The following is a 15,792-nucleotide window of genomic DNA, read 5'->3' on the forward strand; positions in this document are numbered from 1 at the left end:
CGGGCTCCTCGTCGTACGTGGTGCGGTCAGCTCAGTTGACCGTACCGATCTCCAGGGCACCGCGGCCGACGACCGCGCCCTCGTCGGTGACGATCTGGAGCTCACCGGAGAGCTGCCGCCCGGCCGCCGGAACGGACAGGACGGTGACCGAACCGGTGAGGGTCCCGGTCGCCCCGTGTGCCAATGCCAGCGGCGTGGCCGGCGCGGTGACCGAGCCGAGCGCCGTGCTGTAGAACACGTCGAGGTAGTCGTACTCGGTCGTCCCGGCCGGAACCGAGTACCCGTCGATCTCGACGGTGTACGTGCCGGCCGGCGGGTTGGTCAGCGTGACGGTCTCCTCGGAGCTGCCGCCGGCGCTACGACCGACCTCGGCACCGTTGCGGTAGATGAACAGGTCGAGGTCGGCGGCAGGGTCGGCCGGGTTGCCGATCCGCACCACGAGACGGCTCGCCCCGGCCGGCACGACGACCTGGTAGGTCGAGACGGCGAGGTGCGCGATGGTGGGCCGCTGGCCGAGGGCGCTGCCGAGCTGACCACCGGAGGCGGTGACGTTGACCGGACCGTAGTCGTTGGTCACCGACAGGTTGACCGGAGTCGGCTCACCGGCGGTGACGTTGGGCAGTTCGACGACCTCCGGGTCGACGGTGACGCCCTGGATACGGGCCCGGAGCTGGTACGGGTTCTCCAGCTGCGGCGACGTCCGCCGCGACTCGACCTCGATCTCCCAGATGCCCGGCTGCGGGTTGTCGTACGACCGCTCGTCCGGCTTGCAGGGGCTGGGGAAGTTGCTGAAGCACTGCGTGCTCTGGGTGCTGTCGACCGGGATGCCCTGCGGGTTGAACGCGACGAACCGGGTCTGCGACCCCTCCGCGAGTCCGGACAGGTTGACCTGCAGCGACTTCGCGCCCTGCGGCACGGTGACGAAGTAGGTCTTGAACAGGTTGCGGTCGACGGTGCCGCTCACCGCGTACGAGAAGTCGGGCGCGGTGGTGGTCTTGGCGACCACGACGGTGTTCATGAACTCGAAGTCGACCCACGGGGTCGCCGGGTCGTCGACCCGCATGATGGCGCTGTGGTCGCCGTAGTCGCCACGGGCCTCGAGGTGGATCTTCACCGGCTGGTTGAGCGGCAGGATGATGTTCTTCGGGCCGTTACGGAACGTGCCGTCGTTGCCCAGCCACTGGACGTTGTGCTTGATGTTGCGGTCCGGGCCGGTGGTCCGGGTGATCGTCATCTCGTACTGCTTGGGCGCGTTGCGGCTGTGTCCGCCGTCGGTCGCGGCGCACCGGTTGTAGAGGCCGGTGCCCCGGTGCGGGGTGGCCAGGAAGCCGGAGAGCGGGGTGCAGACCGGGGCGTCGATCGTGTAGCCACCGGGCTGGACACCACCCGCGAGCAGGTTCCACGCGTTGGGCACGTTGAACTTGCCGTTGCCCTGACCGTTCGCGGTCACACCCGGGATCCAGTCGCCGGTGGAGTAGATCGCCCGGCGGAGCTGGGCCGGGGTGACGTCCCGGTTGGTGGCCTTGGCGGCCGACAGCAGCAGTGCGGCACCACCGGCGGCCTGCGGAGCGGCCATCGACGTACCGTTGCTCATCTGGTAGCCCGGCGGCAGCGGGTAGCCGGCCTCGGCGACCGGGCTGCCCGGCAGCCACAGCGGCGTGGTGGAGATCGCCGAACCCGGGGCGGTGATGTTCGGCTTGAGGCCGCCGTCCTCCCGCGGGCCGCGCGAGGAGAAGTTGAACAGCTGCTCCGGCGTACGGGTCACCGAGCCGTAGTTGGCCAGCCAGGTCGCCTGGCTGATGCTGGCGGCCACCGCGACGGCGTCGCTGGCGACCGACGGGTCACCGGAGGTGTTGACACCCGGGCCGTTGTTGCCGCCGGAGAGGAAGAGCTGCACCCCGTAGTCGTTGATCAGGGTGTTGTAGAGGTGCGTACGGGCGTTGTTGCCGTCGTTGAGGCCCGGGAGGCCACCGATCGACATGTTGACGACATCCACGCCACGGTTGACGACGAGGTCGATCATGCCCTCGTAGAGGGCGGCCGCGGTGCAGCCACCGGCGAAGGTGCAGGCCCGGGCCGACACCAGCTTGGCGCCGGGGGCGGCGCCGTCGAACACGGCGTTGCCGAACATGTCGTTGGCGGCGGTGATGCCGGCGACGTGCGAGCCGTGCGAGCTCGAGGGGATGCCGATGTTGACGTAGTCGACCAGGCCGGGGCCGCCGGCGGCGGTGGTGTCGACGTCCTCGCGGAACTCGACGACGAACGGCATCTTCTCCTGGACCGGGGTGGCCGGGTTGTCGGTGCCGAAGTACCCGACGTCGAAGCGCTCGGCGTACGGCCGCATCAGCGCGTCGTCGGTGAAGTTGCGGTTCTGGTTGATGTCGACCCAGATGTCGTTGGTGACGGGGTTGTAGAGGATGCCCCAGATGTCGCTGGTGTCACCGTCGCGGTTGACGTCACCGGCGACCTCGCCGCCGGCCGCGGCCGACTCGGCGAAGGTGTTGAACAGGTAGGTGCCGGCGGGCGCGGTCCAGGTGGCACCGGCGGCGGTGAAGGTGGGGCCGGTGACCGAGGTCAGCATCGGCCGCCAGGTGCGGTCACCCTCGAAGACCGGATCGGTGGCGGTGAACCAGTCGACGATCTTGCGCTCACCGGTCGTGGTGGTCTGCAGCGCCGGGTGGTCCAGGTCGATCCCGGAGTCCATGATGCCGATCGTGATGCCACGACCGTCCCAGGTCGGGTTGGCCTCCTTGAACGCGACCGAGCCGATCTCGTGGGTCGGCATGAAGGCGTTGGCGGCGGGGGTGTCGGCGCCGGGAGCCACGACAGCGGACCTGGCGGCGCGGGCGGCGGTGCCGTCCGTCACCGGATCCGGCGCCGGTAGCGGGACCGTCTCATTGAGGTCGACCGCGGTGACGCCGGGGAGTTCGGCGGCGCGCAGCACGGCCGAGGTGGGCAGCTGCGCGCGGACGTAGCCGACCTCGTCGACCTGCTTGCCGACCTTGCCGCCGAGCTTGGCGAGTCCGGCGGCGACGCTCTCGGTCTTGCCCTTCTCGGTCGTCACGATCACGGTGACGGTCTGCTCGCCCTTGCCGCGGGCCTCGGCGAGCAGCGCCCGGTCGTGGGCGCCCAGCTTGTCGCCGGGGCCGCCCTTGAGAACGTCCGGTCCGGTGGTCGGGTTGGCGTAGGCGATGCCACCACCCACCACGGTCATGGCGCCGGCAGCCATGACTGACGCGAGGAGCGCGGCGGAGGTACGCCTACTCCAGATGCGGGGTTTTGTCACGTTCTCTATCCTCCGGAGAACAAAGGCCCTGGGGTGCAGGGCACGTGTGACCGCATCCTTCGCGTTAGCCACGATGATTGTCACTATCTCGCCGGGCGTTGTGACCAGCCCGTGACATGAATTAGTGCATTGATGTCCGTAATTACCGCTGGTTTGTCCGTAATGAAGTGGCTGAATTCAGTATTAGATTGGATCTTGCGCCTAAAATGGACTTTCCGGGCCCAAATTTGCTCCGTCGCAGGTCAGGCCGGGTGTAGTGGGTCGGTCATCGGTCGCCGTCAGAAACGCGACAGTCCACCGTGGAAAACTGTCCTGAGCGACCGGTCAGTGTGGTCGGTCGGGTCCCCGGGCCGGTTCGGGCAGGCGTACCACCATCGGCTGATCGACCAGTTCCGGAGCCTGCGCCTGGCGGGGAGTCACCTCGACCTGCGCGGGCGCCGGCAACTCGTCGCCCGACACCCCGAGATCGGCCAGCTTGCGCGCGCTCACCAGCACCCGCGCCTCCAGCGAACCCACCGCCCGGTTGTACGCGGTCACCGCCGAGCCGAGCGACGCACCCAGCTTCGACACGTGGTCACCCAACGTGGACAGTCGGCCGTACAGTTCCCGGGCCAGCGAATGCACCGCCACCGCGTTGCGGGCCAGTGCCTCCTGCCGCCAGGAGTACGCGACCGTACGCAGCAGGGCCACCAGTGTCGCCGGCGTGGCCAGCACGACGTTGCGGGCGAACGCGTGCTCCAACAGGGTCGGATCACGCTGCAACGCCACGTCGAGGAACGGGTCGGCGGGCACGAACAGCACCACGAACTCCGGCGCCTGGTCGAAGGCCGCCCAGTACGACTTCGCCGCCAGCGCGTCGACGTGGCCCCGAAGATGCCGGGCGTGCGCGTCGAGGTGCGTGTCCCGCCCCCGCTCGTCGCGCGCCTCCATCGCCGACAGGTACGCGTCGAACGGCGCCTTCGCGTCGACCACCACCGACCGCCCGCCGTGGAGACGTACGACCAGGTCGGGGCGGACCAGCCGGTCGTCCGTCGTACCCGTCACCTGCTCGGCGAAGTCGCAGTGCTCCAGCATCCCGGCAGCCTCGACGATGCGCCGCAACTGGTGCTCACCCCAGCGGCCACGTACCTGCGGCGCCCGCAGGGCCGCCACCAGCTGCTTGGTCTCGGTCCGCAGTTCGCCGGAGACCTGACCCATCGAGCGGACCTGCTCGCGCAGTTCGGCGTACGCGTCGACCCGGTCGCGCTCCAGTTCGGTGACCCGCTGCTCGTAACGGCGCAGCGTGTCGTGCAGTGGCGCGACCGCCCGTGCCACCGCCTCCTGTGACTGGGCGGTCGCCTCGTACGACAGCGCCCGCATCGACTGCTCCAGCCGGCCCTCGCCGTCCCGGGTCGCGCGCAGGGTGGCGTCCAGCCGGGCGATCTCGGTCGCCGACCGGGCTCGGGCGGCGAACCAGCCCACCCCGCCGCCGGCGGCCAGACAGACGACGATCACTGCCAGTGTCGAGGGCTCCACCTGGTGGAGCATGCCAAACCGACCCGTACCGCCGGAAGCCGCACCGCCGGGAGCCGGTGACCCGTACCGTCGGCTCTGCGGTATCGACCCGCGCCCGGGTTCGCCCGGACCGGACAACCGGCACCGGGTAGGGCTAGCCGGATGGCGTCACCCGGCCGGAAGAGGCAGAGTTCGCAGGTGTGAGCGTGGAGACCCGACCGTCGGCCGACCAGTCGCCCACCGGACCGGAACGGCCCGGCACCCGGACCGGCGGCCGGCCCGCGCCCGGCCAGCGGCCGGGACGGTCCCGGCGGACCGCCGCCGGCTGGATCGGCGGTGCGGTCGTCGCCGCCCTCGCCGTGATCGCGGTCAACTCGGCGTCCCAGGCCCTCGGCCAGTTCCACTGGTGGGCCGGCTTCGTGCTGGTGCCCGGCGCGCTGATCGCCGCCACCGGCGGCCCCCTGGTCGTCCGGGGCGGCAACCGGGCCTTCGCCGGCTACGTCATCGCCTGCGTCGGCGGCCTCGTCTTCGCCGTCGGGGCGCTGCTGATGTTCGGCGTGATGTCCCGGGGCTGGCCGCTGATGGTCGTGCTGCCCTGCCTGGCGGTCGCCGGCACGTACGGCTGGCAGTTGGAGCATCCGCTGGCCCGGGGACTGCACCGGGTGGTCGCGATGCTGGCGTCGACCGGGGCGGCGGTCGGCATCACCCTCCAACTGATCGTCCTGGACTGGGTGGAGCTGACCGGGGTCCACTGGTGGGGCGGGTTCATGATGCTCGCCGCCGTCATCGTCTTCGTCAACGCGCTGGAACTCGTCCGGCACCGCATGCAGTACCGCCTACAGGCGATCGCCCTGCTCGTCGGACCCGCTGTGGTCACCTTCCTGCTCGGGCTGCGCTTCCTGCGCGACTGGTGACCCGGGCCGCACCGGAACGGGCCGGCGTGACGGGGTGCCGGGTCCGTCGCGGGGTCAGCCGATCCCGGCGTCCCGGGCGCGCACGATCGCTTCCGCTCGGCTGGCCACGTGGAGTTTGCCGAAGACGTTGCTGACGTAGTTGCGGACGGTCTTCCCGCTGAGGCCGAGCCGGGTGGCGATGGCGTCGTTCGGCAGGCCGCGTGCGACGAGTTGCAGGACGTTGCGTTCGCTCGTGGTCAGGGTGGGGAACGGCTTGGCGGAGCGGTCGGTGAAGAAGGCCATGATGCGGGTCGCGACGGCCGGGCTGTAGATCGCTTCGCCATTGGCGACGGCGAGGATCGCCCGGGTCATCTCCTCGTCTTCGGTGTCCTTGAGGACATACCCGAGGGCGCCGGCCCGCAGCGCGGCGAAGACCGAGTCGTCGTCGGCGAACATCGTCACGACCAGGATCCGCCGGCTGGTGTCCTGCGCGGTGAGCCTGCGGATCGCGGTGAGCCCGTCGCAGCCGGGCATCCGCAGGTCCAGCAGCACCAGCCGCGGCCGGAGGTTCTCGGCGAGCCGGATGGCCTCGTTGCCGTCGGCGGCCTCGCCGACGACCTCGACCCCGGGGATCGTCTGCAGCAGCGCGCGCAGACCTTTGCGGAACAGCGGGTGGTCGTCGGCGACCAGGACGGTGATCGGATCAGTCATGCGTCCTCATCGGAAATGTGGCGGCGACCCGGGTGCCGCCACTGTCGGCCGGGCCGATGTCGATCGTGCCACCCAGTTCGGTGCTGCGCTCCCGCATGGAATGGTGCCCCACACCGGCGAGGTACGTCTCCGGCAGGCCGCGCCCGTCGTCGGTGACGGTGAGCGCCACCCTGTCCCGGTCGACGGTGAGTTCGATCGTGCACCGGGTCGCGGTGGCGTGCCGGGCGGTGTTGTGCAGCGCCTCGGCGGTGATGCGGTAGATCGCCACCTCGACCGCCGCGGGCAGGGCCGGCATCGGCTCGGGGACCGTCACGGTCCGGGCCAGCCCGGCGGTGGGGTTGAGGTTGCGTAGCGCGTCGGTCAGGCCCAGCTCGTCGAGCATCGGCGGGCGCAGTTCGTACACCAGCCGGCGGATGTCCGCGGTCGCCTGCCGTACACCGGTGCGCAGTTCGCCGGCGAGCCGCTGGGCCGCGGCCGGGTCGGATTGCAGGGTGCGTTGCAGCGCACCGAGTTGCAGGCCGAGCGACGCCAGCGTCGGGCCGAGCCCGTCGTGCAGGTCCCGGCGGATGCGCCGGCGTTCCTCCTCCCGGGCGGTCACGAGCTGCTCGCGGGAGGACTGCAGGGCCGTCGCCAGCCGGGCCGCGTGCAATGTGACGGCGACCTGCCGGGCCAGGTCTTCCAGCAGGTGTATGTCGGCCGCCGACAGCCAGTCCCGGCGCCGCGCGCTCACCCGCAGCATGCCGAGCGCCGACCGGTGATGACGCAACGGGATGGCGATCACGGCGGCACCGTCGGGCACCGCACCGTGGACGGCGACGACCCGCCCGTCCGCCTCGATCTCGACGTACGGCAGCGCGAGCGTCTCGGCCAGCAGTGCCGTCACACTCGGCAACAGTTCGTCGGGGTGCGGGTCGGACTGCAACTGCCGGTACACCCGGTCCGCGACGTCGTAGGCGTCGTCGCGCTGGCCGTAGGCGAGCTGATGAACCCCCCGTTCGACCTGCGCCGCCACCGGCGGCCAGGTCGCCAGCACCACGGCGAACGCGATCACGTGCGACCACCAGGGGATGTCGGCCAGCGTCGCGATCGGACGGGCCGGCCACGTGGTGACCACGGCGGCCAGCCCGGCGATGACGAACGCGTACCAGAGCATGAGGAGCACGAAGAGCACCTGGTAGAGCCACCGGCTGGTGACCGACCGGGTCAGGCGGAAGCGACTCCTATGCCGCACGGACCACCCGTTCCCGCCACAGGCACAGGCTGATCACGATGATGTGGTGGACCACCATCGCCGACGCGAACACCAGCTCGCCGGCGGTGGAGTCGAACAGCAACGATCCGATCGCCTGGACGATCCAGAACGCGTTGACGATGATCAGCAGGACCGCGCCCCACTTCTGCCCCCGCCATGCCCCGTACGCGGCGACGAGCGCGATGATGTCGGACGCGAAGCTGCCGACCACGACGGGGAACGGGCTCGCGCTCTCGCGGGCGCCGAGCACCAGGTTCGGCAGGTCGAACATGGTGATGCCGATGAGCGCCACGAGCACGGACAGCACAGCCGCGATCTTCAATGCGGTGGGACGGGTCATAATTGCCATGAGAAGCCTCCAGGCCGAGGTTGTCGAGGGCTTCCACGGTAGGAATCCCACGACCCACCGGGCCGGAGGCAGCGGTCCCGACCTGCTGGGACATCACCTTGGGACATGAGACGCGCCGACCATCGCGGTCGGGCGTCGCCCCACGGTGCAGCCGGTCGGGACCGCGGCCCGAACCGCAGTCTCAGAACGCGCAGGCCACCACGAGTTCGGTGGTGCGGTCCGGCAGGAAGTCCAGCTTGCCGATCCGGCCCGCGGCCCGCAGGTCGTCGCCGATTAGCGCCAACCGCTCCAACATCGCCGCCGGGCCGAGCACCTCCGCCAGTGGCACGTCCGTGCGCATCGACAGCTTGCGCTCCGACTTGGCCCGGCGGACCTGGGTCAGGGCGTCACCGGCGAGCCGCAGCAGGTCGCGGTCACCGTCCTGTGCGGCCCGGCCCACCTCGTACGTCGTCGGCCACGGCGACCGGTGCACCGAGCCGTACCGCCACCACGACCAGACCTCCTCGGTCACGTACGGCAGCACCGGCGCGAACAGCCGTAGCTGCACCGACAGGGCGGTGGCCAGGGCCGCCCGCGCCGAGTCGGCCGCCGGCCCCGAACCGTAGGCACGTTCCTTGACCAGTTCGATGTAGTTGTCGCAGAACGTCCAGAAGAACGACTCGGTGGCCTGGAGGGCGGCGGTGTGGTCGTACGCGTCGAACGCCGCCGTCGCGGCGGCGACGACCTCGGACAGGCCGGCCAGCATCGACCGGTCCAGCGGGTGCGTCACCTCGGCGCGCAGCGCGTCCGCGGCGCCCAGCCCGAGGGCGAACTTCGACGCGTTGAGCAGTTTGGTCGCCAGCCGGCGGCCGACCTTGATCTGGCCGGCGTCGAACGCCAGGTCGGTGCCGGGCCGCCCGTTGGCCGCCCAGTAGCGCACCGCGTCCGACCCGTGCTGCTCCAGCAGCGCCATCGGGGTGACGACGTTGCCCTTGCTCTTCGACATCTTCTTGCGGTCCGGGTCGAGGATCCAGCCGGACAGCACCGCGTCCCGCCACGGCAACACGCCGTGCTCCAGGTGGGAGCGGACCACGGACGCGAACAACCAGGTACGGATGATCTCCTGCCCCTGTGGACGCAGATCCATCGGGAACACCCGGGCGAACAGGTCCGGATCGGTCTCCCAGCCGCCGACGATCTGCGGCGAGAGCGACGAGGTCGCCCAGGTGTCCAGGACGTCCGGATCGGCGGCGAACCCGCCCGGCCGTCCACGCTGCGCCTCGGTGTAGCCGGCCGGCACGTCCGAGGTCGGGTCGATCGGTAGCAGCGACTCGTCGGGCGTGAGAGGGTGGGACAGGTCCGGCTCGCCAGCGTCGTCGAGCCGGTACCAGACCGGCACCGGCACGCCGAAGAACCGCTGCCGGCTGACCAGCCAGTCGCCGGTGAGGCCACCCACCCAGTGCTCGTAGCGGTGCCACATGTGCGCCGGCACCCAGTTCAGCGCCCGTCCCCGGGCCAGCAGCTCCTCCCGCAGGTCGGCGTCCCGGCCGCCGTTGCGGATGTACCACTGCCGGGTCGACACGATCTCCAGCGGCGAGTCGCCGCGCTCGTAGAACTTCACCGGGTGCGTGATCGGCCGCGGCTCGCCGACCAGGTCGCCGGAGGCGGCCAGTCGGGCGACGATCTCCCGTCGGGCGGCGTTGACCGATGCCCCGGCGATCGGCTCGTACGGCCCGGCCGGCACCCCGGGCGGAGCCTGCGGCAGCAGCCGGCCGTCCCGCCCGATCACCACCCGGGTGTCCAGTCGCAGCTCCCGCCACCAGGTCACGTCGGTGAGGTCACCGAACGTGCAGACCATGACCAGTCCGGTGCCCTTGTCCGGGTCGGCCAGCGGATGGGCGTGCACCGGCACCTCGACGTCGAACAGCGGCGTCCGCGCCGTGCGGCCGACCAGGTCCGCGTAGCGTCCGTCGGACGGGTGGCAGACCAGCGCCACGCAGGCCGGCAGCAGCTCCGGCCGGGTGGTGTCGATCTCGACCGGCGCGGCCGGGCCGTGGAACCGCAGCCGGTGATAGGCGCCCGGCCGCTCCCGGTCCTCCAGTTCGGCCTGCGCGACCGCGGTGCCGAAACCGACGTCCCACAGCGTCGGCGCCTGCGTCGAGTACGCCTCGCCGCGCGCCAGGTTGCGCAGGAACGCCCGCTGCGAGGTGGCCCGGGCCACCGTCCCGATCGTGGTGTAGGTCAGTGACCAGTCCACGCTCAGCCCGAGCCGCCGCCACAGCGCCTCGAACACCTTCTCGTCCTCGCCGGTCAGCCGCTCGCACAGCTCCACGAAGTTCCGTCGCGAGATCGACTCCGGGTTCTTCCGCGCCTGGTCGGTGACCGGCGTGGCCGGCGGCTGCCACGCCGGGTCGTACGGCAGCGACGGGTCGCAGCGCACCCCGTACACGTTCTGCACCCGGCGCTCGGTCGGCAGGCCGTTGTCGTCCCAGCCCATCGGATAGAAGACGGTGCGGCCCCGCATCCGCTGGTAGCGGGCGACGGTGTCGGTGTGCGTGTACGAGAAGACGTGCCCCATGTGCAGTTCGCCCGATACGGTGGGCGGAGGTGTGTCGATCGCGTATACGTCCGAGCGGTCCTTCGACCGGTCGAACGCATACGTGCCCGCCTCCTGCCAGCGCCGCGACCAGGTCTCCTCGATGCCGTCCAGGGTCGGACGTTCCGGGACCTCGGCGCGCGCGGTCCTCGCCGTATCAGTCATGTCCCCGATGCTACGTTCGTCCCCGCATGGCGACGACCTGGTTATCCGGGGCCTCGTGCGCCAGCAGCCATTCCTTGACGGGCAGCCCCCAGCGGTAGCCGCCGAGCGTGCCGTCGGTCCGCAGCACCCGGTGACACGGCACGAACAGCGCGGCGGCGTTCCGCGCGCAGGCCGTCGCCGCGGCGCGGACCGCCGCCGGTCGCCCGGACAGTTCCGCGTAGCCGGTGTAGGTGATCGGCTCGCCCGGCTTGACCCGCCGCAACGTCTCCCACGCGTGGGCCATGAACACGCCGCCGGTGCGCTGCTCGACCGGCACCGCGTCGATCGCGGTCAGGTCGCCGTCCAGGTAGGCCCGCACCGCCGCGGTCACCGGCCCGAGGTCCGGTCGCGGCCGCGGTTCGGCCCGCAGGTCCGGGTGTACGACCGCCAGCAGCGCCCCGACTTCGGTGGTGAAACCGGCGGCACGGACCGCCCCGTCGTCGTTGGCGAGGATGGTCAGCGGCCCGGCCGGCGTGTCGATGGTGCTGCTGTTCATGAGGTGACTCCCTTGTCCGGCGCGGCGCGCCACAGTCTGATCACGGCATACGACCGCCACGGCCGGAACCGGGCCGCGTACGCGTCGAGTGCCTTCGCCTCACCGGGCAGGCCGAGCGCAACGGCTCCCCGGCGTACGGCGAGGTCGGTGGGGAGGAACGTGTCCGGGTCGCCGATCGCGCGCATCGCGACGTACCCGGCGGTCCACGGGCCGATCCCGGGCAGGGCGGTCAGCGCCCGTACAGTCTCCGCCCGGTCGGCGCCCGGATCGAGGTCGACGGTGCCGGCGACGACGGCCGCCGCGAGGGTCCGGATCGTCTCCCGCCGGGCCGTCGGCATCGCGTACACCTCGTCGGGCAGGTCGAGCAGCCGCTCCGGGGCCGGGAACGGCACCAACCCGTCGCCGGCCCCGTCCGGCGTGGCCGCCCGCACCAGGCGGGTCAGCACCGTACGGGCACCGGAGACCGAAACCTGCTGGCCGACGATCGCGCGTACCGCCATCTCGAAACCGTCCACGGAGCGTGGCACGCGTACGCCGGGTTCGGCCGCGACCGACGCGGCCAGCGCCGGGTCGGCGGCGAGCGTGCCGTCGACCGCCTCCGGGTCGGCGTCGAGGTCGAGCAGCCGGCGGCAGCGGGCCACCGCCGGGGCGAGATCGCGTACGTCGGCCAGCCGCAGCGTCGCCGCCACGTGCCCGGCAGACGGGGTGAGCGCGACCGTTCCCGGGCCGTGCGGCAGTCGCAGTGCGCGCCGGTAGGTGTCGTCTGCCATCTCCTCCACGCCGGGCAGCGCCCGCAGCCGCAGGAAGTCCAGCAACGCCCCGGCGTGCAGTGGCGGCCGGTACGCCAGTCGCAGCGTGATCGCCCCGCCGGCCGGTTCCGGGCCGGGGCGCCGCCGGGCGTTCGCCCGCAGGCCGGACGGTGCCGACCCGTACACGTCGCGGATCGTGTCGTTGAACTGCCGGACGCTGCCGAATCCCGCCGCGAACGCGATCTCGGCGAGGCCGAGGTCGGTCGTCTCCACCAGGATCCGGGCGGTTTGGGCGCGCTGGGCGCGGGCCAGCGCCAGCGGGCCGGCGCCCAACTGCTCGGTGAGCATCCGGCCCAGGTGCCGTTCGGTGTAGCCGAGGCGGCGGGCCAGGCCGGGCACGCCGTCCCGGTCGACGACGCCGTCGCCGATCAGCCGCATCGCCCGGCCGACCAGGTCGGCGCGAACGTCCCAGTCCGGCGAGCCGGGGGAGGCGTCCGGCCGGCACCGCTTGCAGGCCCGCAGGCCGGCCCGCTGGGCCGCCGCCGCGGACAGGTAGAAGCCGACGTTCTCCCGCTTCGGGGTGACCGCCGGACAGGACGGCCGGCAGTAGATCCCGGTGGTGTTGACGCCGGTGTAGAACCGGCCGTCGAACCGCTGGTCACGGCTGTCGACGGCCCGGTAGCACCGCTCGAAGTCCAGGTCCACGCCATCGATCCTGCCTCGGGGCGGGCCCGGTTGACTCGCGGAAATCGGACCTGACCGTGGCCGGTCGTGGCTGTGACGTGGTGCTGCCTGCGTGGGCGCCGGGCGGGCTTCCGTAGGATCGGACGACGTGACCCTCTCGCTTGGCATCGTCGGCCTGCCCAACGTCGGCAAGAGCACCCTGTTCAACGCCCTGACCAAGAACGACGTGCTCGCCGCGAACTACCCGTTCGCCACCATCGAGCCCAACGTCGGCGTCGTCGGGCTGCCCGACCCGCGGCTGGAGAAGCTCGCCGAGATCCACGGGTCGCAGAAGATCATCCCGGCGCCGGTCTCGTTCGTCGACATCGCCGGTCTGGTCCGGGGCGCCTCGAAGGGGCAGGGGCGGGGCAACGCGTTCCTCGCCAACATCCGCGACGCCTCGGCCATCTGCCAGGTCGTCCGCGCCTTCTCCGACCCCAACGTGGTCCACGTCGACGGCAAGGTGTCGCCGGCCGACGACATCGAGACGATCAACACCGAGCTGATCCTCGCCGACCTCCAGACCCTCGAGAAGGCGCTGCCGAGGCTGGAGAAGGAGGCCAGGGTACGCAAGGAGCGGGCCGGGATCGTCGCCGCCGCCAAGCAGGCCGCCGAACTCCTCGACGGCGGCACCACGCTCTACGCCGGCGCGGCCAAGGCCGGCATCGACCTTGACGAGCTGCGCGAGCTGCACCTGCTCACCACCAAGCCGTTCCTGTACGTCTTCAACGTCGACGAGGCCGAGCTCGGCAACGCGGCGTTCCTCGACGAACTGCGGGCCCTGGTCGCCCCCGCCGAGGCGGTCTTCATGGACGCCAAGGTCGAGTCGGAGCTGATCGACCTGCCCGAGGACGAGGCCCGCGAGCTGCTGGAGTCGATCGGTCAGGCCGAACCCGGCCTGCACCAGCTCATCCGGGTCGGCTTCCGGACGCTCGGCCTGCAGACCTACCTGACCGCCGGGCCGAAGGAGACGCGGGCCTGGACGATCCCGATCGGCGCGACCGCCCCGGAGGCCGCCGGCGTCATCCACTCCGACTTCCAGCGCGGCTTCATCAAGGCCGAGGTCGTCTCCTTCGACGACCTGGTCGCCGCCGGCTCGATGTCGGCCGCCAAGGCGGCGGGCAAGGTCCGGATCGAGGGCAAGGACTACGTCATGCAGGACGGCGACGTCGTCGAGTTCCGTTTCAACGTCTGAGTTCGGTTCCGTCCCTGTCGTACGCCCGTCGATCGAGAGCGGCACTTTGCGCTTTTCTCCGTGCCCGGACCTGTCGGGCTGAAGAATGAGTCGGTGACTGACGGTACGACCGGTGACCGGCCAACCGGCGGTGGTCGGCGGAACCAACAATCCCCTGGTCAGAAGCTGGACGGGGCGGCGAGTGCCGCAGGAGTGACCCGCCGGGCGAACTTCCTGGAGTTGTTCTTCGACCTGGTGCTGGTCTTCGCCCTGTTGGGGATCGTGTCGCGGGTCGTGCTGGACCTGTCCGCCGACAGCCCCACCCGGCCGTGGGCGGGACTGTTGTATGTCGTGGTGTTGGTCCTGCCGATGATGTGGTTGTGGACGACCACCTCCCACATCACGAGCCGTTTCGATCCGCGGCGGCCGGCCGTCCAGGTGATGGTGCTGCTCACCGCACTCGGCGTGGTGTTCATGGCCTCGTCGTTGCCCTACGCGTTCATCGAACGCGGCTACGCGCTCGCCATCCCGTACGTGGCCCTTCAGGTGGGTCGACCCCTGGTCCTCGTCGGGCTCCTGCGGGATCGTGCGCAACGAGCCCTGTACGCGCGGTCGGCGATCTGGTTCACCGTTTCAGCCGTGCCGTGGCTCGCAGGCATTCTGGTTCAGGGCGGGGCCCGGGTAGGCCTGTGGGCGCTGGCCATCACGATCGAACTCGTGGCGGCCCGCTTTTCCTGGCCGGTGCCCGGCATGAGCCGGCAGTTGGACAGCGCCTGGGAACCCGCCAAGACCCATCACCTCGCCGAGCGGTACGAACAACTTCTGCTGATCGCGCTCGGCGAGAGCGTGCTGGCGCTGGGGATCACCTACACAGCCACACCGGTGTCACTGGCCACGACGCTCGCGCTGCTGGTCGGCTTCGCCACCACGGTGCTCCTGTGGCGGATCTACTACTACCGGGCGGGGCAGGTACTTCCCGAGGCCATCGACGCAGCCGGAAACCGGATCAGCGCCGGCCGGGATGTCGGACGCGTCCACGTGCTGATGGTCCTGGGCATCGTGCTCGTGGCGACCGGCTACGAAATTGTCGTGACCCACCCGGGCGGCCACGTGCGCCCGGTCTGGCTGGTCGTGATCCTCGGCGGGCCGATCGTCTTCGTCATCGGTCGGATCGGACTGGAACGCGTGGTCTTCAACCGGGTCTCCCGGAGCAGGCTCATCGGCATCGTGGCCCTGGCGGCCGCGGCACTGCCGCTGGCCTTCACCACACCGTTGATCGCGGCGACCGGCGCCCTCGCAATCCTTCTCGGCGTGGCCCTGGCCGACGCCCGGCACGCTCGGGGTCGACCGCTGGAAGCCCCATCGCCAGCCAAGAAGCCTTCCGGGGCACACGGGGCATGAGACGGCAACGTCCGAGTTCGGCGGGGCGGGCCGGCGTCACCAGTCGCGCCACTCGTCGGTGAGTTCGTGGCGCGGCATGCCGTGGCGGGCGGTGAGTGCCGCCACGTCGACCCCGGCCTCGGTCAGCGAGGCGTCGATGTACAGGCACAGCTCCTCGCGCTCGCCGGTCTCGATGCCCGTCCCCTCCTGGCTGTAGTTGACCTCGTTCAGGGCCTCGACGACGCGCTTCACGACCTCGAAGACCTGCTCGTCGGAGGGCGCGGCCAGGGTCCGGACATCCGTCTCGAAGGCGGCGAGGACCTGCTCGGTGTCGGTGATGAGCTGGTCCGGCCAGAGCCGGCGGGCGTACGCCCGCTCGGCGGGCAGCGATCCGTCGGCCACGGCGAGGGCCTCTTTCTCGACCCGCCTGCGCCACTCGTCGGTCGGTCTCGTCGGCATCGGACGAGCCTAGCCCGGGGGTCGGACGGGACATGGTTTGAACCCTT

Annotated in this window: 12 protein-coding genes; 3 read left to right on the top strand and 9 right to left on the bottom strand. The window is 71.1% G+C overall.

Annotation, left to right across the window (positions count from 1 at the left end; genetic code table 11):
* Positions 1-31 precede the first annotated feature (31 nt).
* Complete coding sequence (locus Prubr_RS16830) at positions 32-3,286, bottom strand: S8 family serine peptidase (RefSeq protein ID WP_246568756.1); 3,255 nt, start codon at positions 3,284-3,286, stop codon at positions 32-34.
* Positions 3,287-3,610: 324 nt separating this feature from the next.
* Positions 3,611-4,813: a DNA recombination protein RmuC gene (locus tag Prubr_RS16835; protein ID WP_212826537.1), complete on the bottom strand. Its 1,203-nt coding sequence runs from the start codon at positions 4,811-4,813 to the stop codon at positions 3,611-3,613.
* Positions 4,814-4,986: 173 nt separating this feature from the next.
* Between Prubr_RS16835 and Prubr_RS16840 the strand changes: the two genes are divergently transcribed.
* A complete protein-coding gene (locus Prubr_RS16840; protein ID WP_212826539.1) occupies positions 4,987-5,694 on the top strand; it encodes a hypothetical protein in 708 nt (235 codons plus the stop codon).
* 54 nt (positions 5,695-5,748) lie between these two features.
* Here Prubr_RS16840 and Prubr_RS16845 read toward each other — a convergent pair whose 3' ends face one another.
* From Prubr_RS16845 to Prubr_RS16870, 6 genes are all read right to left on the bottom strand, one after another.
* Positions 5,749-6,384, bottom strand: coding sequence for a response regulator (locus tag Prubr_RS16845; RefSeq protein WP_212826541.1), 636 nt, complete (start codon positions 6,382-6,384; stop codon positions 5,749-5,751).
* Positions 6,377-7,615 (bottom strand): sensor histidine kinase, encoded by a 1,239-nt coding sequence (locus Prubr_RS16850; RefSeq protein WP_212826543.1) that lies wholly within the window; start codon positions 7,613-7,615, stop codon positions 6,377-6,379. The genes Prubr_RS16845 and Prubr_RS16850 overlap by 8 nt, the downstream gene beginning before the upstream one ends.
* Positions 7,605-7,976 carry a hypothetical protein gene (locus Prubr_RS16855; protein ID WP_212826545.1) on the bottom strand — a complete coding sequence of 124 codons (372 nt, stop codon included), beginning with the start codon at positions 7,974-7,976 and terminating at the stop codon, positions 7,605-7,607. Before Prubr_RS16855 ends, Prubr_RS16850 begins: the two co-directional genes overlap by 11 nt.
* Positions 7,977-8,166: 190 nt before the next feature.
* Positions 8,167-10,725 carry a valine--tRNA ligase gene (gene valS / locus Prubr_RS16860; protein ID WP_212826547.1) on the bottom strand — a complete coding sequence of 853 codons (2,559 nt, stop codon included), beginning with the start codon at positions 10,723-10,725 and terminating at the stop codon, positions 8,167-8,169.
* 10 nt (positions 10,726-10,735) lie between these two features.
* Positions 10,736-11,260 carry a methylated-DNA--[protein]-cysteine S-methyltransferase gene (locus Prubr_RS16865; RefSeq protein ID WP_212826549.1) on the bottom strand — a complete coding sequence of 175 codons (525 nt, stop codon included), beginning with the start codon at positions 11,258-11,260 and terminating at the stop codon, positions 10,736-10,738.
* Positions 11,257-12,714 (bottom strand): AlkA N-terminal domain-containing protein, encoded by a 1,458-nt coding sequence (locus Prubr_RS16870; RefSeq protein WP_212826551.1) that lies wholly within the window; start codon positions 12,712-12,714, stop codon positions 11,257-11,259. The genes Prubr_RS16865 and Prubr_RS16870 overlap by 4 nt, the downstream gene beginning before the upstream one ends.
* 127 nt (positions 12,715-12,841) lie before the next feature.
* On the opposite strand from Prubr_RS16870, the gene ychF reads away from it, so the two are divergent.
* A complete protein-coding gene (ychF, locus tag Prubr_RS16875; RefSeq protein ID WP_212826553.1) occupies positions 12,842-13,927 on the top strand; it encodes a redox-regulated ATPase YchF in 1,086 nt (361 codons plus the stop codon).
* Between the two features lie 192 nt (positions 13,928-14,119).
* Complete coding sequence (locus Prubr_RS16880; RefSeq protein ID WP_212826555.1) at positions 14,120-15,307, top strand: low temperature requirement protein A; 1,188 nt, start codon at positions 14,120-14,122, stop codon at positions 15,305-15,307.
* Between the two features lie 36 nt (positions 15,308-15,343).
* Here Prubr_RS16880 and Prubr_RS16885 read toward each other — a convergent pair whose 3' ends face one another.
* Entirely contained in the window at positions 15,344-15,745 is a 402-nt protein-coding gene (locus tag Prubr_RS16885) for a hypothetical protein (RefSeq protein WP_212826557.1), read from the bottom strand.
* Positions 15,746-15,792 lie beyond the last annotated feature (47 nt).

The organism is Polymorphospora rubra, assembly GCF_018324255.1.
In the GTDB taxonomy this organism is placed as follows: domain Bacteria; phylum Actinomycetota; class Actinomycetes; order Mycobacteriales; family Micromonosporaceae; genus Polymorphospora; species Polymorphospora rubra.